Source organism: Campylobacter vicugnae, assembly GCF_002139875.1.
In the GTDB taxonomy this organism is placed as follows: domain Bacteria; phylum Campylobacterota; class Campylobacteria; order Campylobacterales; family Campylobacteraceae; genus Campylobacter; species Campylobacter vicugnae.
The window spans coordinates 498,929-524,213 of sequence record NZ_CP018793.1; the positions used below are offsets into that span (position 1 = coordinate 498,929).

Consider the following 25,285-nt stretch of genomic DNA (forward strand, 5'->3'; position numbering starts at 1 on the left):
TTTTGCTTAATTTTTTTAGTAGGGTGTGGATATAAGTCTGATCCATTTTATACAGATTCGCAGCAAGTAAATGTGGCTAATTGATTTATCAGCCAAATTTAGATAGACTTGCACAAATTTAATTTTAGGATGAGTTATGAAAAATGCAGATATTTTGGTACTAGATTTTGGCTCGCAATATACTCAGCTAATTGCTAGAAGACTTAGAGAACAAGGAGTTTATACTGAGCTTGTACCTTTTAATGCTAGCATAGATACTATAAAAGCAAAAAACCCAAAAGGGATAATTCTAAGTGGTGGCCCAGCAAGTGTATATGATGAAAATGCATATTTTTGTGATGAGGCTATTTTTGAACTTGGACTTCCGATTTTAGGTATTTGCTACGGTATGCAACTAATCGCTCATAAAAATGGCGCAAATGTAGCTCCAGCTGCTCATAAGGAGTATGGTAAGGCAAATATTGAGATTATAAAAGAGTGTGATTTTATGAGCGGAGTGGAGAATAATAGCGTTGTATGGATGAGCCACTCTGATAAGGTAAATGAGTTGCCAAATGGCTTTGAAGTGATTGCTAAAAGTCAAAATAGTGAGTTTTGTGTATTTGGCGATTTTGAGCGTAAAATTTATGCTATGCAGTTTCATCCAGAGGTAGCTCATAGTGAATTTGGTAACGTAATGCTTAAAAACTTTGCTAAGATTTGTGGATGTGAAAGCACATGGAATATGGGAAGCTTTGCTAAAACTCAAATTGCTGCAATTAAAGAAAAAGTAGGCAATGATAAAGTTCTTTGCGCAGTAAGTGGAGGTGTAGATAGCTCGGTTGTAGCAGCACTTTTAGCAACTGCAGTACCTGAGAATTTAATAGTAGTATTTGTAGATAATGGTCTTCTTCGCACAAATGAAGCTAAACAAGTTGAAGAGATGTTTAAGCTAAAACTTGGGGTAAATTTAATCAGCATTGATGCAAGTGATCTATTTTTAGGCCGTTTAAAAGGCGTAACTGATCCAGAGAAAAAACGCAAAATTATCGGTGAGACATTTATTGAAGTTTTTGACGCTGAAGCTAAAAAACACTCTAATGTAAAATATCTAGCTCAAGGAACCCTATATACTGATATTATAGAAAGTAGCGTAGTTGGTGCTTCTAAAACTATTAAGAGTCATCATAATGTAGGCGGGCTACCTGATTGGATGAAATTTGAGCTTATCGAGCCTTTAAGAGAGATTTTTAAAGATGAGGTTAGAGCGCTTGGATTAGAGCTTGGATTGAGTCGTGATGTGGTATTCCGTCATCCATTCCCTGGTCCTGGCCTTGCTATTCGCATTATGGGCGAAGTAAATGAGCCTAGCTTAGAACTACTTAGAAAAGCTGATGTAATACTACGCGAAGAGCTAAAAAGCAGTGGCTGGTATGATAAGACTTGGCAAGCATTTTGCGTGCTTTTAAATGTAAATTCAGTTGGTGTAATGGGCGATAATAGAACATATGAAAATGCTGTTTGTATTCGTGTAGTAGATGCAAGCGATGGTATGACAGCTAGCTTTTCAAGATTGCCATACGATCTATTAGAAAACTGTAGCCGTAGAATTATAAATGAAGTAAATGGAATTAACCGCGTAGTCTATGATATAAGCTCTAAACCACCTGCAACAATTGAGTGGGAGTAAGGAATGACTGCAAAGCAAAATGTGTTGCCTAATTTATTGATAGAAATTGTGGAGTTTTTAAAACAGCAAAATCTGCATTTAAGCCAACAAAGTCGCGATGGACGAATTAACTCCGCTTTTAATGAAGATGAGATTTTTAATCTTTTAGATTCTAATTTCGCGATAAATCGTCCAAATATGCGTGATTGGGTGGATTTTAGTTTTTATGAAAATAATGTGTTTTATCCTGTGAATATCAAGGTCAGCACGACAAAAACGACTGATAATCTAAATTGCAAACTTGGAATTTACTATGCTTTAACAGGTAAAATTCCACCTTTTGGCAATGGAGTAAGCTGGGAAACATACTTTAAAACCCTAAAAGAAAACTTAACAACAAATGATAAGGATTACTACTTTTTAATCATTAATAAAGATAATCCTAGTGATGTATTTGCCACTTCGCTTAAAAGCCTAGAATCTATCTTGCCAAATGGTAATAATTTACCCTTTCAGGCAAAATGGGACAATAATCGCCAAATCATACAAAGAGATTTTGTAGAAGTGAAAGATTTTTTATTAGGCACATTTGAGCAGTCTTTAAAGCTTAGGGCTGATGCGTATTTGCATTTTAGGAAATACTTTTATGAATCTTAATGTTGAAAGCTTGGGGCAAGTTTTTACTCCATCGCATATTGTAAGTGATATGTTAGCCTTAGTGCAGAATAATGGGCGGTTTTTAGAGCCAAGTTGCGGTAATGGGGCATTTTATGAGAATCTACCTAGCAATAAAGTAGGGATTGAGCTAGATTCTAGCATTGCTTGTAAAGGGGCGTTGCAACTTAATTTTTTTAGCTATCCTGTAAGTGAAAAATTTGATACCATTATTGGCAATCCGCCTTATGTGAGATTCCAAGATATTGGGGCTCACACAAAAGAGCTTTTAACGCCCTTTATGTCTATGTTTGATGAAAGAAGTAATTTATATTTGTTTTTTATTTATAAGTGTATTTTGCATTTAAATGATGGTGGGGAGTTAATTTTTATCACACCTAGAGATTTTTTAAAAAGCACTGCGAGTGTGAAGCTTAATGAATTTTTATTTCGCACAGGGAGTATTACGCATTTTGTAGAGTTGGGGGATAGAAAGATTTTTGCAAAAGCCCAGCCAAACTGCATAATATGGCGTTTTGAAAAAGCAAATTTCACGCGTAAAACACAATGCTTAAAAGAATTTTCTTGCATAAATGGTCAAATCTTATTTACAAAAAAGACTTATACCATTCCTTTTAATTCATTATTTTTTGTAAAAGTTGGGGCTGTTAGTGGGGCGGATTCTATCTTTGGAAACGAAAAATGGGGTAATGCAGAATTTGTCGGCTCACAGACTTGCAAAAGCGGTAAAACAAAGAAAATGATATATGGTGAGTATGGTAGGGATTGTGCGTATTTGTGGGGATTTAAAACGCAATTATTACAGCGAAAAATTAAAAAGTTTAATGAAGCAAATTGGTGGGAATGGGGGAGAGATTATCATAAAAGCGAAATGCCCCGCATTTATGTTAATACCAAAACACGCAATAAAAAGCCATTTTTCTTACACCCTTGCAAAGCCTATGATGGCTCAATTTTAGCGATTTTTCCAAAGTTTAAAGTGGATTCTACAATGCTACAAGAAATATGTGATAAGCTAAATGACACAGATTGGCAAGAGCTTGGGTTTGTGTGTGATGGGCGGTTTCTTTTCTCACAAAGAAGTTTGGAAAATGTTATGTTGGATTCTGGGCTTTTTGAAAATATATTAAAATATGTATAAAGAGTATAGTATGCAATCTTTAAGAGGCAAGTTTGCAAAACAAAAATTTATAAAAGAGTATATAGATGTTAAAGTATTGGTATATACCGTTTTACTCAATGGCTATAAGAGATTCAATCAATGCGGTGGAGAGTTGGTAGATAAATATTATCAATTTAGTGCGGTACACAAAGACACTGGGCAAAAAGAAATATTTTATCTTGGTTATGATTGCGGACAACAATTACTAAAGTTATTAAATATTCCTATTGATTCTATAAAGCTTTTTAATCCATTTAAACAAACAATTAATGATGGGTTAAGCGCAATGAGTGATAAAAGTTCTAATATGCCAAAAGATAGGCAAGGCCAACAGACAACATTAGCCAATGAGCTTTTTGATATTATTAACATTATGTATGTGGGTTTAAACTTGAAAGATACTCATATTTTAGATGATATAATTATGAGACTGCGAAAAAATATAGGTGAAAATCCACCTGCTAGTAATTTTGCTTCGGTAAATACAATTCTCAATAAATATGGAACTATATCGGAAATTCTGGAAAGATTACAGAAAAATAATAGACCATTTAAAACATTTAATTTTTCACAGTCAAGAGCTTATTTAAAAGAATATTTGATAAAAAATAATAAAGAAAATCAAAATATAAACTTTTAAGCATTATTAAGCATTGCTAGATTTTAGAACTTTTGCAAATTTACACAAAATGGATAAAGTGATTAAGAGTGAAAGGGTATAAAACCACCTAATGGTAGGCATTGGAGATGTAGTTTAAAGGAGCTTGACAAGTTGCAAGAAGCAGGGCTAATTGAATGGAGTAAAAATAATAATCCACGCAAGAAAGTTTATGTAAATGAATGTAAGGGCAAAAAGATACAAGATATTTGGGAGTTTAAAGACTCTCAAAATCCAGCCTATCCTACTGAAAAAAATAGAGTAATGCTAAGGCGTATTATCGCTATGTCATCAAATGAAGATTCTATGGTTATGGATTGCTTTTGTGGCGGGGGTGGATTTTTACAAGAAGCCCTAAAATTAGGCAGAAAATTCATCGGCATTGATGAAAGCATTGAAGCAATAAAACTGAATCAAAAATGGATAAAAGAAAGTGAAAATTGTTTGTCTAGTGGCAATATTGCTTTGATTAATAAATTTATTATAGAATAGCAGGCATAAATTGCGTAGTATATGATATAAGCTCTAAACCACCTGCGACAATTGAGTGGGAGTAATTATTTGATATTTTCAGTCTTGTTATAAGACTGAAAATATATACCAACTACAAATTTATACGCTATTTATTTTTGAATATAAAGTGCCGATATTGCAGATGTACAAATGGATTTTGTGTATTATTTTAAAGAAATATGTATTATACCTATGAGAGTAGATAGATTATAATTATTATAATGTTAAAGAGCATTTACTCTTAAATATCGCAAACCCCACCATGTAAAAAGACTTTGTAGCTATTTTTTATAAATTTGCAAATCGGATTTTCAAATGGAGAGTTGCAAGATAGCGTGTTTAATACTGATATTATGAAAAGATTAAATTCGCATATATAAAAAATTATAGCTTTATAGTGTATTTTAGTGAAATTCTAGTTGATTTAATTATTAGTTATGCTACAATATTACTGTGTTATAGTTATATTTTTGATATAAAAGGGTTAATATGTTTGAAGCATTAATTGGCGATATAAATTTAGAAAAATATATGGGGCAGTGGTTGCAAATGGCAGCTAAGCCAGCTTTTTTTCAAAGTGGTTGTAATAAATCTTATGCTAAATATAAATTAGAGTATGAAGGCGATACTCCTATAGTTAAAGTTGAAAATAGCTGTTTTAAAAATGGAAAATTATCAGTATCTAACGGTACTGCAAGAGTAAAAAGCGGCCGCACACTCTCAGTTAAATTTAGCCCATTTATGAATATATTTAATAAGCCAAACTATGAGATATATTATATAGATAAAGGTTATAATGTAGCTGTTGTAGGTAGTCCAAATAAGGATTATCTATGGATATTATCTCGTCAAGTAATTTCAAAAGAGCAAATTTTAGAATTATTAAAAATAGCAAATAGTGTTGGTTTTGATATTAGCGATATTAAATTTGATATGTGGGAAAAATGATATATTTAGTTTCAAATACGCCATATGATGATAATGATATTGTATGGCTAAATCTTTGCAAAATTAAATTTTTTAAATTTGATGTTAATCTTAATAAATTTGATGCGATTATAGTAACTAGCAAAAACTCTATAAATGCACTTAAATTTAACTCTATAGCCCTAACTGATATTTTGGTTTTTGCTATTGGTAAGGCTACTGCTTTGGCGTGCAAGGAGTTTGGATTTACGCAAATTTATGAAGCAAAAAATTCGCACGGTGATGAATTTGGAGCTGAGATTTTAGAGAAATTATATGGTAAAAAGGTTTTATTTATCAAGGCCAAAGAGACAGTTTCAAATTTAGATATATACTTTAGCCAAAATGGCATTGATATTATAACAGTAGATGGCTATGAGAATTTAATATTAAATCCAAACGATATCAAAAAGCCAGAGCCAAACTCAACTATAATCTTTACAAGCCCTATGAATACACGGGCTTTTATACAAAATTTTGGCTGGGATAAGAGCTATCAAGCAGTCGCTATAGGCAAAGCTACAGCAGCAGCTTTAAGTAGCTATTGCGATAATGTTATAGTTTCAAATACACAAAATTTAAAAAGCTGCATAGAATTAGCCAAAAATATATCTCTATTATCTTAGTATTAGTAAAATTTAAATAACATTTGGAGCAAATACTAAAAAGATTATACCTAAAATTATGCGATACACTCCAAAACTAATATAGCTAAATTTAGCTACAAAATGTAAAAATAGTTTAATAATAGCTAGTGCTACTATGAAAGCTACTGCACTGCCAAGTAGAAATATCCAAATTTGATCCAAATTCGTAATAAATATATCTCTATTTTTATAACTATCATATGTAGCAGCTGCAAACATAGTAGGAATAGCAAGTAAAAAACTAAATCTAGCAGCTACTTCACGATTTAAACCACAAAGCAACCCAGTGATGATGGTAGCACCACTACGAGAAGTACCTGGAATCATAGCTAAACATTGACTAAGACCTATAATAAATGCTTGCTTGTAGCTAAGATTGTGTAAGTGATTTGTAGTAGGGGTATAGCTAGGGCGTTTTTGGAATAATTCAACTATTATAAATATAATACCACCAATTATTAGCATATACGCCACAGTGTTTGGGTCAAATAGCTCTTTAATATGTTTATATGCCAAAAATCCAATAATTGCAGTTGGGATAAAGCCAATAACAAGCTTAATCCATAAAGAAAAATCACTAACAAGACGCTCTTTAAACGCCCAAACTACAGCCAAAATACTACCAAGCTGGATAACAACTTCAAAGCATTTTAATGTTTGAGTTTGCTCTAAGCCTAAAAAGTGTGAAGTAAGAATCATATGACCTGTAGAACTAACTGGCAAAAACTCAGTAAGCCCCTCTACTATGCCTAAGATTATCGCTGATATTATATCCATTTTATCCCTTTAATATCGTGTTTAAGTTGGCTAGATTTTGCGTGATTGACCCAGGTGTATATAGTGCTGAAACAATGGCTATATAATCAATTTTAAGCTCTTTAACGATATTTAAATTTGAGCTATTTATCCCGCCTATTACTGCGATTTTACTAGTTAGATTATTTTTGGCTTCTTTTATTATATCAAGTGAGCAAATAGACGCATTTGGCTTAGTAGGACTAGCAAATAAAGCCCCAAAAGCTACATAATCAGCTCCATTTTTTACTGCATCTTTAGCGCGCTCTAAATCGCTATAGCAGCTTACTCCTATATATGCATTATAGCCTAAAATATCTCTAGCTTTTTGTAGGCTATCATCATCTTTGCCTATATGAACTCCACTAGCATCTACTATTTTAGCTAGTTGTACATCATCGTTAATTATAAATTTAGCACCACTATTTTTGCAAATTTGGCTTATATCTTTTAGCAAAGCGATATCGTGAATTTGGCTTTTATTTCTGTATTGAATGATTTTAACTTCACTAGTTAAAAGCTCATTAATCTGAGCTTTTAGTCTATTTAGTGGAGTGAAGTGTTGATCGGTTAATGCGTAAATTTGATTCATTTAAGGTCATATTTGATAAGTAATTTATCATAAGTACCATTTTCTTTAACCTCTTTTAATGCTGCATTAAATTTAGCCAAGAATTCACTATCTTTACCTTTATCAAATGCAAATGCAAACCCATCACTACCATCTGCTTCTTCTAAAAAGCTTATGATATCGCTATTTTTCTTAAGATATCCAAATCCTACTGAGCTATCAACGATAACTACATCTACTTTGCCAGCTTTTAAATTCATAATTGAACCAGCAATACCTTCAGTTGGTATAACTTTAGCTCCTTTTATAGCGTGAGCTACACCTTCTTGAACAGTACCAAGCATTACGCCAATTTTTAATTTACTAAGTTGTTCTTTATTAGTTATGCTATTATTTGTGGCTAATTTAAGATATAAATTTTTAGTAAAAAAGTATGGATCACTAAAATCAACAGATTTTTTACGCTCTGGTGTGGCACTCATAGCAGCTGCAATAGCATCTATTTTGCCAGCTTTTAAAGCTGGTATTAACGCATCAAAACCTACTTTGATAAATTTATATTCAAAACCAGCGATTTTTGATATCTCTCCAATCAAATCTATATCAAACCCGGCAATTTTGCCATTTTCATCTATATATTCAAACGGCGGATACTCAGCATCTGAACCAATAACAATCTCTTTAGCATTTATTGTAGCTACTGTTAAAAGAATAGCAATTGCTATTTTAAATATATTTTTCATTTTATTTTCCTATTTTAAATCATATTTAGTTAAAAGTTTATCATATGTGCCATCTTTTTTTAACTCATCGATTGCGGCATTAATTTTAGCTTGAAGTTCTGTGTGTTTGCCTTTATTAAATGCAAAACTAAAGCCTTCGCTACCATCTGGAAGATGTAAAAACTCAACTAAATCTGGATTTTGTTTAAGATATCCATAACCTATTGAACTATCTACGATTAGAGCGTCTGCTTTTGCATTTTTAACCGCCATTACAGCACCAAAAATTTCATCAATAGCCATAACTTGAGCATTTTTAATCTCTCTAGCTGCCATCTCTTGAACGGTGCCAAGCTGAGCTGAGATTTTTTTACCTTCAAGTTGCTCAAATTTAGTTAGCTCTTTATTATCAGCTCTTTTGATAAATAAATTCATAGTATGATAATATGGTTTGCTAAAATCAACAGCTTTTAATCTCTCTGGTGTAGCACTCATAGCAGCTGCGATTATGTCTATTTTACCAGCTTTTAGTGCAGGGATTAAAGAGTCAAATGAGATATTTACAATCTCAAATTTAAATCCAACTTTTTTTGCAATTTCAGCCATTAAATCCATATCAAAACCAGTTATTTGATTTTGTTCATTGACAAATTCAAATGGTGGATATGTGGCATTTGTGCCTACTTTGATTGTTTGAGCATTTGCTGCGACTATTAGCATAGTGATGCTAATTAAAAGTTTAAATAGTAGCTTCATTTTGTTCCTTTATTAGTGATTTAGTACTTTGTTTAAAAACTCATTTAGTCTTGGATGAGTAGTATCTTCAAATATTGTTTTAGGGCAACCATCTACGGCAATTACACCTTTATCCATGAAAAATATTCTACTAGCTACATTTCTAGCAAATCCCATCTCATGAGTTACTACAACCATAGTTAGCCCTTCATTTGCAACTTCTTTCATAATAGATAAAACCTCGCCAATCATCTCTGGGTCTAAGGCACTTGTAGGCTCATCAAATAGTATAACTTCAGGTTTTAAAGCTAAGCTTCTAGCGATTGCAATTCTTTGTTTTTGGCCGCCACTTAGTTTGTGCGGATATACATCGGCTTTGGATTCCAGGCCAACTTTTTTTAAAAGTTCAATGGCTCTATCTTTTGCCTCAGATTCACTGCATAATTTGGCTTGAATTGGAGCTAATGTTAAATTTTGCATTACAGTTTTATTGGCAAATAGATTAAAATGCTGAAATACCATGCTTACTTTTTGTCTAATTTTATTAATATTGACTTTTTTATCTAAGATATTTTGGCCATCTATTATTATCTCTCCATCTGTAGGCTCTTCTAATCTATTTAAACAGCGTAAAAATGTACTTTTACCGCCGCCACTTGGGCCAATTACAGCTACTACCTCACCTTTATTTATCTGCGTATTTATACCATTTAAAACGCATAAATCACCATAATTTTTTGTTAAATTTATTGTTTTAATCATGTCTATTTAGCCTATTTTCTAATAATTTTGCCATAACGGAGAATAGTTTAACATTAGCATAATATACCACACCAGCAAATAAAATTGGCTCTGGAGTAAATAGTGTAGCTTGCAAGCTTTTGCTCTGCATTGTTAAGTCAAATATTCCTATTAATCCTACTACAGATGTTTCTTTAAATAAGCTTATAAACTCATTAGCAAGAGCTGGTAGAATATTTTTAATCGCTTGTGGGAATATAATTAGACGCATTGAAACACTATAGCTTAACCCCATAGCACGAGCTGCTTCCATCTGACCACGATCGACACTATTGATACCACTGCGAACTATCTCAGCGACATACGCAGAACTATTAAGCCCTAAAGCAATCACAGCTGCATAAAAGTTATCGCTAAGCGTAGCAAGTATAACAAAAGCAAATATCATCAATTGCAATAATACAGGAGTGCCGCGTATAATATCTATATATTCATCTATGAAAAATGATAAAATTTTGATATTTAAGAATTTTAAAAAAGCTAATATAAAGCCCAAAACAATACCGATGCTAATCCCGCCAAAAGTAAGCATAATAGTAGTAAAATATGCATTTGTGTAGGCTGATTTTTGTGCTGATGTAAGCTCATTAGGAAATGTAAGCCACACGCCAGTAATAATTATACTAACAGAAAAGATGAATTTAAAAAATTTTTCATTGAGTAATTTGGTCAAATTTATAAACCTTATTTTGATTTTAAAGTAACTTGTAATTATACATTAAAATTAATTTTTTATAGCTTAAGATTTTTATATGATTATCTTTTTTATTGTTGATTTATGATGTTTTTAATATTATAAAACATTGAGATATAATTTAAAGGATAGCATATGAGAGTATTAGGATTAGATATAGGTGTAACATCTATAGGATGGGCTATAGTTGAGTTTGATCAAGATGCAAAAAATGAGATAGATAAAAAGAGTAATAATAAAATTATAGATTTAGGAGTTAGACTTTTTGATGGGGTTGCAGAAGATAGAAGCGGAAAGCTTTTAGCCCAAAATTGGCGTAATAGCAAAAGTAGCAGGCAAAGGTATAAACGCAAAAAAGAGCGTTTAAAAGCTATAGAAAACGAATTTAAATCAATTGGCTTTTTGGATAATAGCTATAATAAAGAGCAGTTTTTTGCTAAATTTCATTTTGAAAATAAAGATATATTTATCTTGCGTGCTAAAGCTTTAGAAGAAAAGTTAAGCCCTAAACAGATATTTGCTTGCATATACTATTTAGCAAAGCATAGGGGATATAGATCTGGTCCAGTTCCGCAAAGTTCTAAAAGTAAATCCAATAACAAAGATAGTGTAAAAACAATCAATGAAATTCAAAAGACAAAGAGTTTGCTTGGTTATGATATAGATAAAAATAGCTATCAAAAAACAATAGCACAATATGTAGTACAAAATATTCACAATAGCATTTATCGCAATCGTGATGGACAAGTGGTCTTTATGGCTCAAAAAGAGATGATAGAGTATGAAGCAAGAGAGATTTTAAGATATCAAAGTAAATTTTATAAAGAGATAGATGATAAATTTGTAGATAAAATTATAGATATTATCAATTTAAAAGCTCCAGCTATTGATGAGAAGAGTATAAATGAGATAATTGGCGATTGTGCTATTTTAAAAGATGAGAGAAGAGCTTTTAAAAATAGCATTACAGCTACTAAATCTATGATTTTTCAAATTATAAATAATACAATACAAAAATATCAACTAGATCCTATAGATAATCTATATATAGATGCTATGAATATTATCATTAAAAAGGGTAAATTGACATTTGAGAATTTAAATTCAATTTTATCATCTAACATAACAACCAAAGATAAAGAAAAACTTATAGATAATAAAGCTACAAATATGCTTAAAGATATTTGTAAGATTTTAAATATAGATAATTATAATGATATGAATAATAAAGAAGATGAGTTAAATGAGTTAATTTACATCTTTGCAATCTATAAAGACTTTATGCATTGTGAAGAGAAATTTGCCCAGCATTTGGCTAAATATAGCTATACAGATAGCCAAAAAGATGAGATTTTGAATTTATGTTTTAATAAGATATCTGGAACTTCAAATTTAAGTCTTAAAGCTTTAAAGGGTATTGAGCCATATTTAATAGATGGATATGTTTATACCATAGCATGTGATGAGTATATAAAACATCTAGATGATAAATCTAAAATAAAAGCAAATAGTATCAAAAGTAAATATCTAAAAGTATTAATTAAAAAAGAAAATCCAAGAGTTAGAAAAATTGTAAATCAAGCTATCATCTTAATCAATACTTTAATTAAAAATGGAGCTAAATTTGATCAGATTAATATTGAACTTGCAAGAGATTTACCACTTACTACTAAAGAAAAAAAGAGATATAGCGAGTCTCAAAAACGAAATGAAGAAAATAAAAAAAGTGCTAAAGCAATAGTTGGCCAAAATGCTAAAAATAAAGATATATTAAAAGCTAGATTATTAATAGAACAAGATTATCAATGTCCATATTGTAATATGAAATTAAATTCATCTGATATTGCTGATAATAAAGTAGAGATAGATCATATCTTGCCACTATCTTTAAGCTTCGATGATAGTTATACAAATAAAGTTTTAACTCATAAAGAGTGCAACCAGCTAAAAGGCCAAAGAATTCCAAGAAGTGGGTTTTTAGATGATGAGTGGTTTGTAAGTCATATAAACTCAATACCGCAATCAATGAGCAAAAGAAAAAGAGATAATCTTTTAATAACGCTAGATGAATTTGAAAAACATATAGAAAATATAGAAAAATCCAGAGCTTTAAATGAGACTAGATATGCTAGTAGGCTTATTAAAAACTATATAGAAGAGAATTTAAAATTTGAAGGAAATTGCAGCGATATATCAGATATTAAAAATCATAATATAAAAAGAAATAGAGTTCAAGTAAGAAATGGTAGCCTAACTCATATCTTACGCAATCTATGGCATATAGGTGATAAAAATATAGATGAACAAAGATATATAAAAGATAGAGATATTCATACACATCACGCTCAAGATGCGGTTATAATAGCATTTAGCACTCAAGGGATGGTAAAATCAATCTGCGATATATCTAAAAGAGCAAATAATGAGTATAGAGTATTGCCAAATAGTGGCGAAGTAATAAAACAGAGCAAAAACTCATCTATAATAGAGTTGGCTCAGCTTAGCAAAGATACAAATGATAGAATAAATAGAGCATTACATAGTAGTATGCCTATGGTTAATATGAACGAGACTTTAAATGAGAGATTAAAGTGGATTATTCCATCTAAAAAGGTAGATAGATTGCATAATAGTCGCAGCGTTCATGAGGATACAATATGCTCAATTAGATTAAAAGAAAATGGTAATTATAGAAGATTAAAAGATAAATCCGAATTTGAATATCTAATAAAAAATAATGTAGATAATCTGTATGTAATAAAGAGAGTAAGCGTAAAAGATGCTATCTCTAAAACAGTTAAAGAAAATAAGGAAGATAAATTTATTTTTGAATATTTAATAGATAAAGATAGTAGAAACAAAGAGTTATACTCTATGCTTAAAAACAATGATGAAGATGGATTAAATAGATATTTCCATGGCAAAAGCCTTGATAAAGCTAAAATAAGTATTCTAAGTAAATATGACAATAGAATGCGATATGTGCGTGGTGGAGTGGCAAATTTAGATAGACAAGATAGATATCTAATCTATAGAAAAGATGGAATATACCATGTAGGCGTAGTATATAGTGGAGATGATATCAAAGATGATAAAAGTGCTGTAATTGATATTTTAAAAAAAGGAGAAAAACATACTGATCATCAAAAAAGCAATAATGGATTTGAGTATGTAATGACTCTATATAAAAATGATCTGATTTTATATACTAAAGGCAAAAAAGAGCATATAAGATATATAGATGGTATTAATATATCTAATGTTGATTTTGATGTAAGCCATCCTTTAATTAATGACAATAAAAATAGAAAGATAGCACTACATGTTTGCAATTCCATAGAGCGACTTGATATAGATATATTAGGCAATGTATATAGAAATGGCAAAAACTTTACCAAAGAGGCAGCACAGATAATTCAAAATGAGATAAATAATAAGGATAAATAGGTGGCACAAAAGCTAAATATTTATGTGAGTAGTGATTCTAAATTAAGCATTAAAAATTCAAATTTATTACTTCAAAAGAGTGATGATATTATAAATATACCGATAGATATTATTAGCTCTATTGTGGTGGATTCATACCATAGCTACTTTTCTCAAAATTTATTATCTTGCCTATCAAGGCAAGGTATAACCTTGATAATATGCGATGAGGCACATATGCCTACTACTTTATTATTGCCACTTTGCACTCACTCTGTAGGCAATTTAAATTTAAGAGCTCAGTTAAAATGCAAAAATCAAACAAAAGCAATATTATGGCAAAATATAATAAAAGCCAAGCTAAATAATCAAGCAAATCTTTTAGATATATTTGGCCTAAATTCGGTAGATGTATTAAAAAATTTAGCCAATAAAGTATTGCTAAATGATAAAGATAATAAAGAAGCTTATGGAGCTAGGATATATTTTTTATCTACATTTGGCGATGAGTTTGCGCGTAGAGATGGCGGGTTTATTAATTCTATGTTGAATTTTGGCTACTCTTTAGTGCGATCTAAGATAGCTAGAACAATAGCAGCTAAGGGCTTAATGCCACAAATTGGCATTTATCATGACTCCTTTTTGAATAATTTTAACTTAGCTGATGATATGATAGAGCCATATAGACCATTTGTAGATGCTTATGTGTTTTGGTATTTGCAAAATAGCGGAGAGATTGATAGCGAATTTGACTCTACTCACAAGAAATTTTTGATATCAATATTTGATAAAACTATATTAATAGATGGTAAAAGATTTTTGCTAGATATTGCAATTGAACAAAGTATTGAATCTTTGCTTAGAGTATTTAAAGACAAAGAAAATACCAGACTTTTAATGCCTATTTTAGATAAGGATTTTTTAATTTAGATATGAATAGCGAGATTTTAATGCGTATTATGGTTATGTTTGATTTGCCAGTAGGGAGCAAAAAAGAGCGAAAAGAGGCTGCTAAATTTAGAAGTTCTCTTTTAAAATGTGGATTTTTTATGTTGCAATTTTCTGTATATGCTAGAATAGTGCGTGGATATGATAAGGCTGAGGTCATTACTAATAAGATAAAGTCTAAATTGCCTAGCAAAGGAAATGTGCGAATGATTACAATCACTGAAAAGCAGTATGCAAATATGGTAGTATTAAAAGGCGAACCAAAAAACTCTACAGAGAAACTAAGCTTAGAAAAAAGCTTATTTGAATTTTGAATATTTTGCCAGGATATACCTGGCAAATGGTTGCGATCTAAAAAGATCTTATTATAAGAATGCCCTTAGTTTTTATATGTTATAAGACCTAAATTATACAGTTTATTGATTTAAAATTTAATTAAGATATTAAAATTTAAATCAAAATACCATAAAATCATATCTATAAGAAGTTTCTATTATAACATATAGAAACTAAGGGGGTTCTTATAGCTAATATTTAGACATATTCAAATTACCATAATTATAACATATAGAAACTAAGGGGGTTCTTATAGCTATATCTAATTCATCTATGTTTATCCCTAATTATAACATATAGAAACTAAGGGGGTTCTTATAGCTTTATCAATCTTTACATCTTGTAGTAGCTGTATTATAACATATAGAAACTAAGGGGGTTCTTATAGCAGTTAAACCGCACGATAAAAAGCGCAGCACTATTATAACATATAGAAACTAAGGGGGTTCTTATAGCAAAGGAGTAGTATATGCAATCAAAATATTATTATAACATATAGAAACTAAGGGGGTTCTTATAGCCCAAAAAAGCAAAAATGAAACTAAATAAAGGATTATAACATATAGAAACTAAGGGGGTTCTTATAGCCGCAAACGGGCAATTAACAAATAAAAATAATTATAACATATAGAAACTAAGGGGGTTCTTATAGCTGAAAATGTATATACATTTGCTGGTCTTGAATTATAACATATAGAAACTAAGGGGGTTCTTATAGCTTGGGACACTTGAAATACCATCAAGACCCTATTATAACATATAGAAACTAAGGGGGTTCTTATAGCCTGCATATTCACCATATTTTACTTTTTCTATATTATAACATATAGAAACTAAGGTTTTTTATGATTAAAATTCAAATATGGAACACAACTTGCTTAATGCTTATAAAATTAACGCAGGAGCAACAATGCAAAATGGATATTATCAAGCGACTGGTGCGATGGTGACGCAGTTTAACCGCTTAGATATCATCACCAATAATCTTGCTAATGTAAATACTAGCGGATATAAAAAAGATGATGTAGTAATAGCTGATTTTGAAAGAATATTTAAAGAGACAAAAGATACTTTGCCATTAGAAAATCACACTAAAGATGCTGCTAAATTTCTAAATAGAACACTAAATAGGGTTCCTCATATCAATGAAGTTTATACCGATTTTGGAGTAGGAGGCTTAAAGCATACCAATAATCCTTTAGATGTAGCTATTGGCAAAAACGATATATTTTTAGTAGTAGATACTCCAGCTGGTGTGCGACTGACTAAAAATGGCTCTTTAAATTTAGATAATGAGGGTTATTTGGTAACTAAAGAGGGTTATAGAGTTTTGCCTGCAAATTATGAAGCTCAGCCGCCATTAACTAGAGGCATAGTAATCCCACAAGATGCTCCAATGACTATTGATAGTAATGGCAATATATACTCAAACCAAGTTCCAGTAGGTAGGCTATATGTTGCTCAACCTAGAGAGCTTAGAGAGTTGCAAAAAGAGGGAGATAATCTTTATAAAATTGATAATATGGATGATGTTATAGATAATGCTACAAGCGGCTCAATCTCTCAAGGATACGCACAGATATCAAATGTCAATCCAGTCAAAGAGATGGTAAGCTTGATAGAGACTCAACGAATGGTAGATATGTATCAAAAAGTAATGACAACACATATGAGCGATCTTAACCAAGACGCTATAAATAAACTAGCTTCAATGAGAGCTAATTAAAGGATAAGATAATGATAAGATCACTATATACAGCAGCTACAGGTATGATAGCACAACAAACACAAATAGATACAACTTCGCACAATATATCAAATGTTAATACAATAGGATATAAGAAAAATAGAGCTGAATTTGCAGATTTAATGTATCAAACAATGCAATACGCTGGTACGCCTACAAGTGCTACTACAATGAGCCCTACAGGTATGGAAGTAGGTCTTGGCGTTAGACCGACTGCTATTACTAAGATGTTTAATCAAGGTTACTTTAAAGAGACTGGAAATAATCTAGATATGACTATTGCTGGAAATGGATTTTTCCAAGTTCAACTACCAGATGGAACAACAGCATATACAAGAAATGGCTCATTTAAACTTGATGGTGATGGAAATATAGTAAATAGTGATGGATATAGACTTTTGCCAGAGATGACTATTCCAGCTGATGCAATTGAGATATCTGTCGGGATTGATGGAACTATATCTGTACTTCAACCAGGCAATGAAGAGATGACGCAAATAGGACAAATAGAGCTGGCAAGCTTTATAAATCCAGCTGGACTTCATGCTATGGGAGATAATAACTTTTTAGAAACAGCAGCAAGCGGTGCGCCAAATATTGGTAATGGTGGAGAGGATGGATTTGGTCAGATTAAGCAAGGGTTTGTAGAGATGAGTAATGTTCAGCTTGTTGAAGAGATGACAGATCTAATCACAGGCCAAAGAGCATATGAGGCAAATTCTAAAGCAATTACAACAAGTGATGAGATGCTCCAAACTGTAAATCAGTTAAAGCGTTAATATAGCTGATTAATATTTATTATAAAAGCCCTTTTTAAGGGCTTTTGCTGATTTTTAATTTCTCATTTAAATTATTTAATATTTATATCTTTAAATTTCTATAATGTAGGTTAGATAATATCATAAATTAAGCAAATTGAATTATAGTTTATTGGACTTTAAAATCTTTTTTGTTATACTCAATGATTTAATTAAGGGAATTATCATGTTAAATTCAGATAAAATTAGAGCCTTTGGAGAGTGGGAAGATCAAGAGCTTTTGATGCTTAGTATTCCGCATATTAATAGCGACTGGGCTGAGTATTTAGATGAAATTTTAGATAGTTATGAAGAGTTAGTAAGAGCAGTTAGCAAATATCAAAAAGTGCTATTAATAGCGCCAAATTTAAGCTATTTTGATAGATTTAAAAAATTTGATAATTGCGAGTTTTTGCAAATTGATACTGATGATACTTGGATTAGAGATTATGGTGCTATTGATGTTAGGCGTGGCGATGAGATTATTAGCTATGATTTTAAATTTAACGCTTGGGGCGGTAAATTTAGCAGTAGCAAAGATGATGTAGTAAATAAAAAATTATTTGAGCATTTTGGAACTAAATTAGAAGAGATTGATCTGATTTTAGAAGGTGGTAGTATCGATTTTAATGGCGATGGAGTGATGCTTACAACTACTGAGTGTTTGCTAAATGATAATAGAAATAGACTTAGTAAGGATGAGCTTGAGATAAAGCTAAAAGATCTATTTGGTTTAAATAAGATAGTTTGGTTAAATCATGGATTTATAAAAGGCGATGATACTGATAGTCATGTAGATACTCTAGCTAGATTTATTGATAAAAATACAGTAGCTTATGCAGCTTGTGATGATAAGAGTGATGAGCATTATGAAGAGTTAAATTTAATGAAGCAAGAGCTTGAAGCAGCTGGGTTTAATCTTGTAGCTCTACCATTGCCAAAACCTGTAATTTATGAAGGCAAAAGACTTGGCGCTACATATTGTAATTTTATCTTTATAAATGGTGCCATCATAGTGCCTACATATGGAGATAAAGAGGCTGATGAGTATGCTATAAATGCTCTTAAAAGTGCCTTGCCTAATAAAGATATAATAGGCGTAGATAGTAGAGTGTTTATTAGACAAAATGGTAGCCTTCACTGCTCTAGTCAAAATAGATATAAAAGGAATATATAATGAAAGTAGCATTAATAGCGCATAAATATTATGGGGATAAAGATAGCACGATTAAACGCACTACTCAAATGATAAAAGAAGCTGCTAGCAGTGGAGCGCAGCTTGTAGTGCTTCAAGAATTTCATCAAGGAGCATATTTTTGTCAAGATGAAAATGTGGATAAATTTGATTTAGCTATTAATTATAAAGAGGATAAAAAATATTGGAGTAGCGTGGCTAAAGAGTGCAATATAGTGCTAGTAACTTCGCTATTTGAGAAGCGAACTGAGGGGCTGTATCATAATACTGCTGTTGTATTTGATACTGATGGAAGAGAGGCTGGAATATATAGAAAAATGCATATCCCAGATGATCCAAATTTTTATGAAAAATTCTATTTTACGCCTGGGGATTTAGGATTTAAGCCAATTGATACTAGTCTTGGTAGAATTGGGGTTTTGGTTTGTTGGGATCAGTGGTATCCTGAAGCTGCTAGATTGATGGCATTAAATGGAGCTAAAATGCTTATATATCCAACGGCAATTGGCTGGTTTGACTCTGATGATGAAGCGACAAAATCAGCTCAATTAGAGGCTTGGGTAGCAGTCCAAAGAGGTCATGCTGTAGCCAATAGCTTACCAGTGATTGCAGTTAATCGTGTAGGTTTTGAGAGCGATGAGAGTGGTGGCGGGATTAGATTTTGGGGCAATAGCTTTGTTTTTGATGCACAAGGCGTAGAGCTGTTTAGATCAAATTCAACCGATGAGATTGTTCAAATAGTAGATATAGATATGCAAAAATGCGAGCAAGTTCGTCGATGGTGGCCATTTTTGCGTGATAGAAGAATTGAAGCCTATGGCGATATAACAAAGAGATTTATAGATTAAGTCTGGATTTAAAATCAGGCATTAAAGAGAAGATAAAATCATAAAACTCCTTTTGGTGGTGTGGGTAGATAAGGTGCGCTAGTTCATGAAGGACTACATATTCGATAAATTTGATATCTTTTTGAATTAAATTTGTGCTAAAGTTTAAATAGCCTTTTTTGCTATTGCAGCTCCCCCACCTTGTGTTCATCTTTTTGATTCTTATGGCATTTATAGGTCTATTTATTTTAGGATTATATATATTTATATACTGGTTTATTAGATCTTTTAATATGCTATTTGCGTAGTTTGTAAAAGTTTGAATATCTGGTGTAAATATTTGATTATCAATAATTTTAAAATCTGGTGAAATTTGAATTTGATAGCTTTTACCTAGAAATTTTATGGAGTTTGGGTCTGTTTTTGGAATTTTTGATAGGGTTTTTTCTATCCATTTAGTATGAGATGAGATAAAGCTTTCTATTTGAAATTTACTTGCATTGAGTGGAGCTACTAGTTTAATATCACCAGCTTTAGTAATCTTTAAGCGTAGATATTTTACCCGTTTTTTACTATATTCTATTTTAAAACCCTTATACTCTATCAAGCTAATTCCTTAAGATTAAATTTCAAGATTTTATCTAAATTATTGCTATATTTATTAAAAAATATTCAAATTTAAGTTTTAAATTTAAATATTTTTTAAACAAATAGTATTTGATTTTATTATTAAACTCTATTTTAGCAATGTTTTTGTATAATACTAGATTTAATTTTTTAAATAAGGAATAAGATGGCTAGATCATTTAGTAGATCAGACATTAGAATTTTGGGGCTTTCATCTCTTGGTGGAATGCTTGAGTTTTATGATTTTATTATCTTTGTATTTTTTGCTTCTTATATATCATTACTATTTTTTCCGACTGATTTAGATCCATTTTGGGCTATTTTTAATACATATGGTACCTTTGCTGCTGGATATTTAGCTAGGCCACTTGGCGGGATTATTATGGCTCATTTTGGAGATAAAAATGGCCGTAAAAATATGTTTATGCTCTCTATTTTGCTTATGGTTATTCCTACATTTTTATTAGGTATTATGCCAACATTTGAAAGTATTGGATATTTAGCACCAATTATTTTAGTTATTATTAGAATTTTACAAGGTATTGCAATTGGCGGAGAGCTTCCTGGAGCGTGGGTGTTTGTTAGTGAGCATGCACCTCGTGGAAAGCTATATACTAGCGTAAGCGTCCTTACAGCCGCAGTTGTAGCTGGTATCTTGCTTGGTAGTTTTGTTACTATGATTGTTAAAGATATTTGGAGTGATAATGAGATTAGAGATGGAATGTGGAGATTACCATTTATTTTAGGTGGTGTTTTTGGGATTATATCTATATATCTTAGAAGATATTTAAGTGAAACCCCGGTATTTAAAGAGATGCAAGAGAGAAATGAACTTGATAAAATTCCTTTAAAATCTGTATTTAAATTTCATAAAATTGATAGTATCGCATCTATGCTTATCACCTGGGTTTTAACTGGATGTATTGTTGTTCTTATACTTTTAATGCCAAATTTTATGCCTAAGGCATTTAACGCTGATGGAGTTGAGTTAGGACGTCTTACAACTATATATATGCAGATGGGCGCTATAGTTCTTTTATGTTTTGGTTGTTTTATTTATGGTAGATTAAGTGATAAATATGGTATTGCTAAAACTACTTTAGTATTGGCTTTATTATTTTCAATTAGTGTTTATGCCTATTTTGATGCGCTTTATAGTGGGGCGAGTTTTGAGATGGTGCTAGGGCTTTATTTACTTAGTGGTTTATTAGCCTGTGTTGGCCCATGTGGAGCGCCATTTTTAATGATTGCAATATTTCCTAATAAACTTAGATTTAGTGGGATTTCATTTGCTTATAATATTGCTTATGCTATAGCCGGTGGTGTTACTACTCCATTTGCTACTGCTATGGTATTTAAATTTGACCCTATGTATTTGGCGTATTATATGGTGGTTCTTGGCTTTATAGCTGTTGGTTGTAGTATATGGTTTATGCTTAGACGCAAAGATCTTAACATATAGGAATTGATATGGCTCTTATTGATCTTATAGAAGTTAGTAAAAAATTTGGCGATAAAATTATTTTAAATGAGACAAATTTTAATGTAAATGAAAAAGAAAGAATCGCCATAATAGGTAAAAATGGTGGCGGTAAGAGTACATTAATGAAGATCTTGCGTGGAGAGTGCGAGATTGATAGCGGTAGAGTGATAAGGCAAAACTCAATAAGCATAGAGATGTTAGCTCAATCACCTAAATTTAATGATAATTTAAGCGTAAAAGATGCATTAAATTATGAATTAAAAGAGATATTTGATGCTAGAGATGAGTATGAGAAAGTTTTAGCTAAAATAAGCAATGAGCATGATAATCCTGAATTACTTCATCGTCAAGATGAGCTTGTTAAGTTTATTGAGTCTAAAGATGGTTGGAATATAGAGAATAAAATTGAGAGAATTTTAGATAGTTTTGGCCTTAGAGAGTATGAAAATAGACTTGTAAATAGCTTAAGCGGCGGAGAGATACGCAGAGTAGCACTTGGTGCTTTAATATTAAAAAAACCAGATGTACTTTTACTTGATGAGCCGACCAATCACCTTGATGTATATATGGTAAGATTCCTTGAAGAGCTATTATTAGCCTCTAATCAAACAATTGTATTTATTAGTCACGATAGATATTTTATCGATAGGCTTGCTACTCGTTCAGTTGAGATTGAAGATGGAGCATTAAGAAGTTTTGATGGAGGATATGCTAATTATCTAACCAAAAAAGAGGAAATTCTAAGAAGCTTAGCTAAATCTCACGAGACGCTAATAAAAAATTTAAAAAGCGAAGAAGAGTGGTTAAGACGCGGTGTAAAAGCAAGGCTAAAACGCAATGAAGGTAGAAAACAAAGAATCTTAGCGATGCGTGAGGAGGCTAAGAAAAATCCAGGATTAATTAGAAGAGTTAAACTAGAGCTAGAAAGAGCTAGTAAGAGTTTTAATGGTGGTGGATTAAATCAAAATCGCAAAAAGATGCTATTTGAGTGTAAAAATTTATCTAAAACTATAGATAATAAGGTACTTTTTAGCGATTTTAACGCTAGGGTTTTACAGGGTGAGCGCATAGGAATAGTAGGTAGAAATGGTAGCGGTAAATCTACTATGCTAAAGATTTTGCTAGGTGAATTAGAAGCTGATAGCGGTGTGATAAATCGTGGTGAGATTAAAATTGGATATTTTGATCAAAGCAGAAAGAGTATTAGCGATGATAAGTCTTTAATTGAACTATTTTGTCCAAATGGCGGCGATCATATAATGGTTCGTGGAAGAAATTATCATGTGTACGGATATCTTAAAAATTTCTTATTTCCAAAGGAGTTTTTAGACAAACCTGTGGGCGTACTAAGTGGCGGAGAAAAAAATCGCCTAGCTTTAGCCCTTCTTTTTACTAAAGAATATGATTGTTTAATTTTAGATGAACCAACAAATGATCTTGATATAGCTACTATTAATATATTAGAGGAGTATCTGCTTAGCTTTGAAGGAGCGATATTAATAGTAAGCCATGATAGGTATTTTATAGATAAGATTACTAATAAGCTTTGGGCGTATGAAAATGGCAAAATCGAGCAAATTTATATGGAGTATAGCGAATACTTAGATATAGAAGAGGAGCTAAATCAGCTAAGCGATATAGAATCAGAGCTAGGTCAAAGCATAGAAACTAAAGAGAAACAAAAAACATCTAAAGTCAAACTAACCTACAAGCAAAATCAAATTCTACAAAATCACCCAGCGCTAATAGAAGCTTTAGAGAGTAGAATAAGTGAATTAAATCATGCTCTTTCAACTCCAGAAATTTATCAAAAAATTGGCCTTCAGACTCTATTTGAAGAGCTTGAAGAGAAAAAAGGCGAGCTAAATTCACTTGAGAGTGAATATTTTGAAGTACTTGAGCTCTCACAAAATTAAGGAAAAATAATGATTGTAAATAGACAAACATGGAGTTCTAGACTTACATATATTTTGGCTGTAGCTGGTGCTACTATTGGTTTTGGTGCTACTTGGCGTTTTCCATATTTAGTAGGCCAAAATGGCGGTGGTGCTTATGTTCTTATATTTTGTATAGCGATGATTGTTATTGGTATTCCAATGATTTTGGCTGAAAATGCCATAGGCAGAAGACTACATATCAACTCAGTAGATGCATTTGGTGGTTACGCAAATGGTAAAAAAGTAAATCCATTGTGGAAAATTGTCGGATGGATGGGGATTTGTGGTGCCTTTGGTATTATGGCGTATTATATGGTAATTGGCGGTTGGGTGTTAGATTATATATATAATATTATTGTTGGTGGATTTGATATTTCACAGCCAATTAGTGCTGCTGTAACAGCTGAGTTTTATGAGACAAATATTATTAATTCGCCACTTGCTATTGCTATTATGACAGCTATTTTTGTGCTTATTAATTATATTATATTAGTAAAAGGTGCAGTAGATGGAATAGAAAAGGCCGCTAAATATCTAATGCCATTACTATTTATATTAATGCTAGCTATGGTTGCTAGAAATATCACGCTTGATGGAGCTATTGAAGGTATTAAATTCTATCTTACGCCTGATTTTAGTAAAATAACTATGAAGCTATTTATCGATGTTTTAGGTCAAGTTTTCTTTGCATTATCGCTTGGATTTGGGGTTATGATTACACTTTCTAGCTTTTTAAGAAAGGATGAGGATCTTATAAAAACCTCAGTAATTACTGGGATTGTAAATACCGTAATTGCCGTAGTAGCTGGATTTATGATATTTCCATCTTTATTTACTTTTGGAATTTCTCCTGATAGTGGACCAAGTTTGGTATTTAAGAGCTTACCAATAGTATTTTCTAATATGTTTGCTGGTCAGATTATGGCTATTGCGTTTTTTGGGCTACTTATGATTGCAGCACTTACTACTTCGTTACCAATTTATGAGGTTATTATTACTGTTTTAGAAGAGAAATTTAAAATTAAACGCCATAATGCTATTGTGTTAGTACTTAGCGTGATTTTTGTAGTTGGCAATATCCCTTCTTTGATGGCGACAAATATACTATCAGATATTACAATTTTTGGTAAAAATATATTTGATGCTTATGATGCTATTAGTGCTACTATATTTTTTGTGCTAACTTCGCTATTTTGTGCGCTTTTTGTTGGTTGGGTGCTAAAAGATGAGGCTAAAGCTGAAATAATGTATGGAACAAAAAGTTCAAAAACTATTGTAAATATGTGGTTTTATTATGTTAAATTTGTAATTCCATTTATAATCTTAGTTGTATTTATTAGTAGTTTTTATGATAATTTTTTAAAGTGAGTTTTTT

The 25,285-nt window shown here is 31.5% G+C and carries 25 protein-coding genes and 1 CRISPR repeat array; of the genes, 18 read left to right on the forward strand and 7 right to left on the reverse strand.

The annotated features are described in order from the left end of the window. Nucleotides 1–136: 136 nt before the first annotated feature. From guaA to CVIC12175_RS02645, 8 genes are all read left to right on the forward strand, one after another. Nucleotides 137–1,669, forward strand: coding sequence for a glutamine-hydrolyzing GMP synthase (gene guaA, locus CVIC12175_RS02610; protein ID WP_086315828.1), 1,533 nt, complete (start codon nucleotides 137–139; stop codon nucleotides 1,667–1,669). 21 nt (nucleotides 1,670–1,690) lie between these two features. After that, nucleotides 1,691–2,305, forward strand: coding sequence for a restriction endonuclease (locus CVIC12175_RS02615; protein WP_192940163.1), 615 nt, complete (start codon nucleotides 1,691–1,693; stop codon nucleotides 2,303–2,305). Further along, nucleotides 2,295–3,464, forward strand: a complete 1,170-nt coding sequence (locus CVIC12175_RS02620; protein WP_086315830.1) for an Eco57I restriction-modification methylase domain-containing protein — start codon at nucleotides 2,295–2,297, stop codon at nucleotides 3,462–3,464. Before CVIC12175_RS02615 ends, CVIC12175_RS02620 begins: the two co-directional genes overlap by 11 nt. 10 nt (nucleotides 3,465–3,474) lie before the next feature. Further along, nucleotides 3,475–4,125: a hypothetical protein gene (locus CVIC12175_RS02625; RefSeq protein ID WP_152023630.1), complete on the forward strand. Its 651-nt coding sequence runs from the start codon at nucleotides 3,475–3,477 to the stop codon at nucleotides 4,123–4,125. Between the two features lie 78 nt (nucleotides 4,126–4,203). Next, complete coding sequence (locus CVIC12175_RS08595; protein WP_086315832.1) at nucleotides 4,204–4,635, forward strand: DNA methyltransferase; 432 nt, start codon at nucleotides 4,204–4,206, stop codon at nucleotides 4,633–4,635. Between the two features lie 5 nt (nucleotides 4,636–4,640). Further along, complete coding sequence (locus tag CVIC12175_RS08600; RefSeq protein ID WP_236861099.1) at nucleotides 4,641–4,700, forward strand: GMP synthase (glutamine-hydrolyzing); 60 nt, start codon at nucleotides 4,641–4,643, stop codon at nucleotides 4,698–4,700. 445 nt (nucleotides 4,701–5,145) lie between these two features. Continuing rightward, entirely contained in the window at nucleotides 5,146–5,604 is a 459-nt protein-coding gene (locus CVIC12175_RS02640) for a lipocalin family protein (RefSeq protein ID WP_086315833.1), read from the forward strand. Next, nucleotides 5,601–6,248, forward strand: coding sequence for a uroporphyrinogen-III synthase (locus tag CVIC12175_RS02645; RefSeq protein ID WP_086315834.1), 648 nt, complete (start codon nucleotides 5,601–5,603; stop codon nucleotides 6,246–6,248). The genes CVIC12175_RS02640 and CVIC12175_RS02645 overlap by 4 nt, the downstream gene beginning before the upstream one ends. A gap of 12 nt (nucleotides 6,249–6,260) precedes the next feature. Here the strand turns inward: CVIC12175_RS02645 and CVIC12175_RS02650 are convergent, their stop codons facing one another. Genes CVIC12175_RS02650 through CVIC12175_RS02675 form a run of 6 tightly spaced genes read right to left on the reverse strand, consistent with a single transcriptional unit; the run spans nucleotide 6,261 to nucleotide 10,566 of the window. After that, on the reverse strand, nucleotides 6,261–7,046 hold the full coding sequence (locus CVIC12175_RS02650; protein ID WP_086302455.1) for an undecaprenyl-diphosphate phosphatase: 786 nt from the start codon (nucleotides 7,044–7,046) through the stop codon (nucleotides 6,261–6,263). Between the two features lies 1 nt (nucleotide 7,047). Next, a complete protein-coding gene (gene thiE, locus CVIC12175_RS02655) occupies nucleotides 7,048–7,656 on the reverse strand; it encodes a thiamine phosphate synthase (protein ID WP_086302454.1) in 609 nt (202 codons plus the stop codon). Next, entirely contained in the window at nucleotides 7,653–8,378 is a 726-nt protein-coding gene (locus tag CVIC12175_RS02660) for a transporter substrate-binding domain-containing protein (RefSeq protein WP_086302453.1), read from the reverse strand. The genes thiE and CVIC12175_RS02660 overlap by 4 nt, the downstream gene beginning before the upstream one ends. Before the next feature lie 9 nt (nucleotides 8,379–8,387). Continuing rightward, nucleotides 8,388–9,113 (reverse strand): basic amino acid ABC transporter substrate-binding protein, encoded by a 726-nt coding sequence (locus CVIC12175_RS02665; RefSeq protein WP_086302452.1) that lies wholly within the window; start codon nucleotides 9,111–9,113, stop codon nucleotides 8,388–8,390. 12 nt (nucleotides 9,114–9,125) lie between these two features. Next, a complete protein-coding gene (locus tag CVIC12175_RS02670) occupies nucleotides 9,126–9,854 on the reverse strand; it encodes an amino acid ABC transporter ATP-binding protein (protein ID WP_086255435.1) in 729 nt (242 codons plus the stop codon). Next, nucleotides 9,847–10,566 (reverse strand): amino acid ABC transporter permease, encoded by a 720-nt coding sequence (locus CVIC12175_RS02675; protein WP_086315835.1) that lies wholly within the window; start codon nucleotides 10,564–10,566, stop codon nucleotides 9,847–9,849. Before CVIC12175_RS02675 ends, CVIC12175_RS02670 begins: the two co-directional genes overlap by 8 nt. 156 nt (nucleotides 10,567–10,722) lie before the next feature. On the opposite strand from CVIC12175_RS02675, the gene cas9 reads away from it, so the two are divergent. The 7 genes from cas9 to CVIC12175_RS02710 all read left to right on the forward strand — a co-directional run bounded on the left by cas9 (nucleotide 10,723) and on the right by CVIC12175_RS02710 (nucleotide 19,884). Beyond that, nucleotides 10,723–14,034 (forward strand): type II CRISPR RNA-guided endonuclease Cas9, encoded by a 3,312-nt coding sequence (gene cas9, locus CVIC12175_RS02680; protein ID WP_086315836.1) that lies wholly within the window; start codon nucleotides 10,723–10,725, stop codon nucleotides 14,032–14,034. Continuing rightward, entirely contained in the window at nucleotides 14,035–14,943 is a 909-nt protein-coding gene (gene cas1, locus CVIC12175_RS02685) for a type II CRISPR-associated endonuclease Cas1 (RefSeq protein WP_086302450.1), read from the forward strand. 2 nt (nucleotides 14,944–14,945) lie between these two features. Next, nucleotides 14,946–15,275 carry a CRISPR-associated endonuclease Cas2 gene (gene cas2 / locus CVIC12175_RS02690; RefSeq protein WP_086229221.1) on the forward strand — a complete coding sequence of 110 codons (330 nt, stop codon included), beginning with the start codon at nucleotides 14,946–14,948 and terminating at the stop codon, nucleotides 15,273–15,275. A 178-nt stretch (nucleotides 15,276–15,453) separates the two neighbouring features. Beyond that, nucleotides 15,454–16,082: direct repeats of the CRISPR family, unit length 36 nt; unit sequence ATTATAACATATAGAAACTAAGGGGGTTCTTATAGC. A 125-nt stretch (nucleotides 16,083–16,207) separates the two neighbouring features. After that, the gene (locus tag CVIC12175_RS02695) at nucleotides 16,208–17,023 is read left to right on the forward strand and encodes a flagellar hook-basal body protein (RefSeq protein WP_086254147.1); all 816 of its coding nucleotides are present in this window, start codon (nucleotides 16,208–16,210) and stop codon (nucleotides 17,021–17,023) included. Nucleotides 17,024–17,034: 11 nt separating this feature from the next. Then, nucleotides 17,035–17,823 (forward strand): flagellar basal-body rod protein FlgG, encoded by a 789-nt coding sequence (flgG, locus tag CVIC12175_RS02700; RefSeq protein ID WP_086256803.1) that lies wholly within the window; start codon nucleotides 17,035–17,037, stop codon nucleotides 17,821–17,823. A gap of 223 nt (nucleotides 17,824–18,046) precedes the next feature. Continuing rightward, entirely contained in the window at nucleotides 18,047–19,018 is a 972-nt protein-coding gene (locus tag CVIC12175_RS02705) for an agmatine deiminase family protein (RefSeq protein WP_180380658.1), read from the forward strand. After that, the gene (locus tag CVIC12175_RS02710) at nucleotides 19,018–19,884 is read left to right on the forward strand and encodes a carbon-nitrogen hydrolase (RefSeq protein ID WP_086256802.1); all 867 of its coding nucleotides are present in this window, start codon (nucleotides 19,018–19,020) and stop codon (nucleotides 19,882–19,884) included. Before CVIC12175_RS02705 ends, CVIC12175_RS02710 begins: the two co-directional genes overlap by 1 nt. Here the strand turns inward: CVIC12175_RS02710 and CVIC12175_RS02715 are convergent. Then, nucleotides 19,874–20,470, reverse strand: coding sequence for a M48 family metallopeptidase (locus CVIC12175_RS02715; protein WP_180380651.1), 597 nt, complete (start codon nucleotides 20,468–20,470; stop codon nucleotides 19,874–19,876). The two genes, CVIC12175_RS02710 and CVIC12175_RS02715, sit on opposite strands and share 11 nt — an antisense overlap. A 186-nt stretch (nucleotides 20,471–20,656) precedes the next feature. Here CVIC12175_RS02715 and CVIC12175_RS02720 point away from each other — a divergent pair, with 186 nt between their 5' ends. Genes CVIC12175_RS02720 through CVIC12175_RS02730 form a run of 3 tightly spaced genes read left to right on the forward strand, consistent with a single transcriptional unit; the run spans nucleotide 20,657 to nucleotide 25,278 of the window. Continuing rightward, nucleotides 20,657–21,952: an MFS transporter gene (locus tag CVIC12175_RS02720; RefSeq protein WP_086256800.1), complete on the forward strand. Its 1,296-nt coding sequence runs from the start codon at nucleotides 20,657–20,659 to the stop codon at nucleotides 21,950–21,952. Nucleotides 21,953–21,960: 8 nt separating this feature from the next. Beyond that, the gene (gene abc-f / locus CVIC12175_RS02725) at nucleotides 21,961–23,889 is read left to right on the forward strand and encodes a ribosomal protection-like ABC-F family protein (RefSeq protein WP_086254084.1); all 1,929 of its coding nucleotides are present in this window, start codon (nucleotides 21,961–21,963) and stop codon (nucleotides 23,887–23,889) included. A 9-nt stretch (nucleotides 23,890–23,898) separates the two neighbouring features. Beyond that, nucleotides 23,899–25,278, forward strand: a complete 1,380-nt coding sequence (locus CVIC12175_RS02730; protein ID WP_086256799.1) for a sodium-dependent transporter — start codon at nucleotides 23,899–23,901, stop codon at nucleotides 25,276–25,278. Nucleotides 25,279–25,285: the final 7 nt, after the last annotated feature.

Excerpts from the sequence above, each read along its gene's own strand:
- guaA (WP_086315828.1), top strand. The coding sequence starts at position 137 with ATGAAAAATGCAGATATTTTGGTACTAGATTTTGGCTCGCAATATACT.
- CVIC12175_RS02620 (WP_086315830.1), top strand. The coding sequence starts at position 2,295 with ATGAATCTTAATGTTGAAAGCTTGGGGCAAGTTTTTACTCCATCGCAT.
- CVIC12175_RS02625 (WP_152023630.1), top strand. The coding sequence starts at position 3,475 with ATGCAATCTTTAAGAGGCAAGTTTGCAAAACAAAAATTTATAAAAGAG.
- CVIC12175_RS02640 (WP_086315833.1), top strand. The coding sequence starts at position 5,146 with ATGTTTGAAGCATTAATTGGCGATATAAATTTAGAAAAATATATGGGG.
- CVIC12175_RS02645 (WP_086315834.1), top strand. The coding sequence starts at position 5,601 with ATGATATATTTAGTTTCAAATACGCCATATGATGATAATGATATTGTA.
- CVIC12175_RS02650 (WP_086302455.1), bottom strand. The coding sequence starts at position 7,046 with ATGGATATAATATCAGCGATAATCTTAGGCATAGTAGAGGGGCTTACT.
- thiE (WP_086302454.1), bottom strand. The coding sequence starts at position 7,656 with ATGAATCAAATTTACGCATTAACCGATCAACACTTCACTCCACTAAAT.
- CVIC12175_RS02660 (WP_086302453.1), bottom strand. The coding sequence starts at position 8,378 with ATGAAAAATATATTTAAAATAGCAATTGCTATTCTTTTAACAGTAGCT.
- CVIC12175_RS02665 (WP_086302452.1), bottom strand. The coding sequence starts at position 9,113 with ATGAAGCTACTATTTAAACTTTTAATTAGCATCACTATGCTAATAGTC.
- CVIC12175_RS02670 (WP_086255435.1), bottom strand. The coding sequence starts at position 9,854 with ATGATTAAAACAATAAATTTAACAAAAAATTATGGTGATTTATGCGTT.
- cas9 (WP_086315836.1), top strand. The coding sequence starts at position 10,723 with ATGAGAGTATTAGGATTAGATATAGGTGTAACATCTATAGGATGGGCT.
- cas2 (WP_086229221.1), top strand. The coding sequence starts at position 14,946 with ATGAATAGCGAGATTTTAATGCGTATTATGGTTATGTTTGATTTGCCA.
- CVIC12175_RS02695 (WP_086254147.1), top strand. The coding sequence starts at position 16,208 with ATGCAAAATGGATATTATCAAGCGACTGGTGCGATGGTGACGCAGTTT.
- flgG (WP_086256803.1), top strand. The coding sequence starts at position 17,035 with ATGATAAGATCACTATATACAGCAGCTACAGGTATGATAGCACAACAA.
- CVIC12175_RS02710 (WP_086256802.1), top strand. The coding sequence starts at position 19,018 with ATGAAAGTAGCATTAATAGCGCATAAATATTATGGGGATAAAGATAGC.
- CVIC12175_RS02720 (WP_086256800.1), top strand. The coding sequence starts at position 20,657 with ATGGCTAGATCATTTAGTAGATCAGACATTAGAATTTTGGGGCTTTCA.
- abc-f (WP_086254084.1), top strand. The coding sequence starts at position 21,961 with ATGGCTCTTATTGATCTTATAGAAGTTAGTAAAAAATTTGGCGATAAA.
- CVIC12175_RS02730 (WP_086256799.1), top strand. The coding sequence starts at position 23,899 with ATGATTGTAAATAGACAAACATGGAGTTCTAGACTTACATATATTTTG.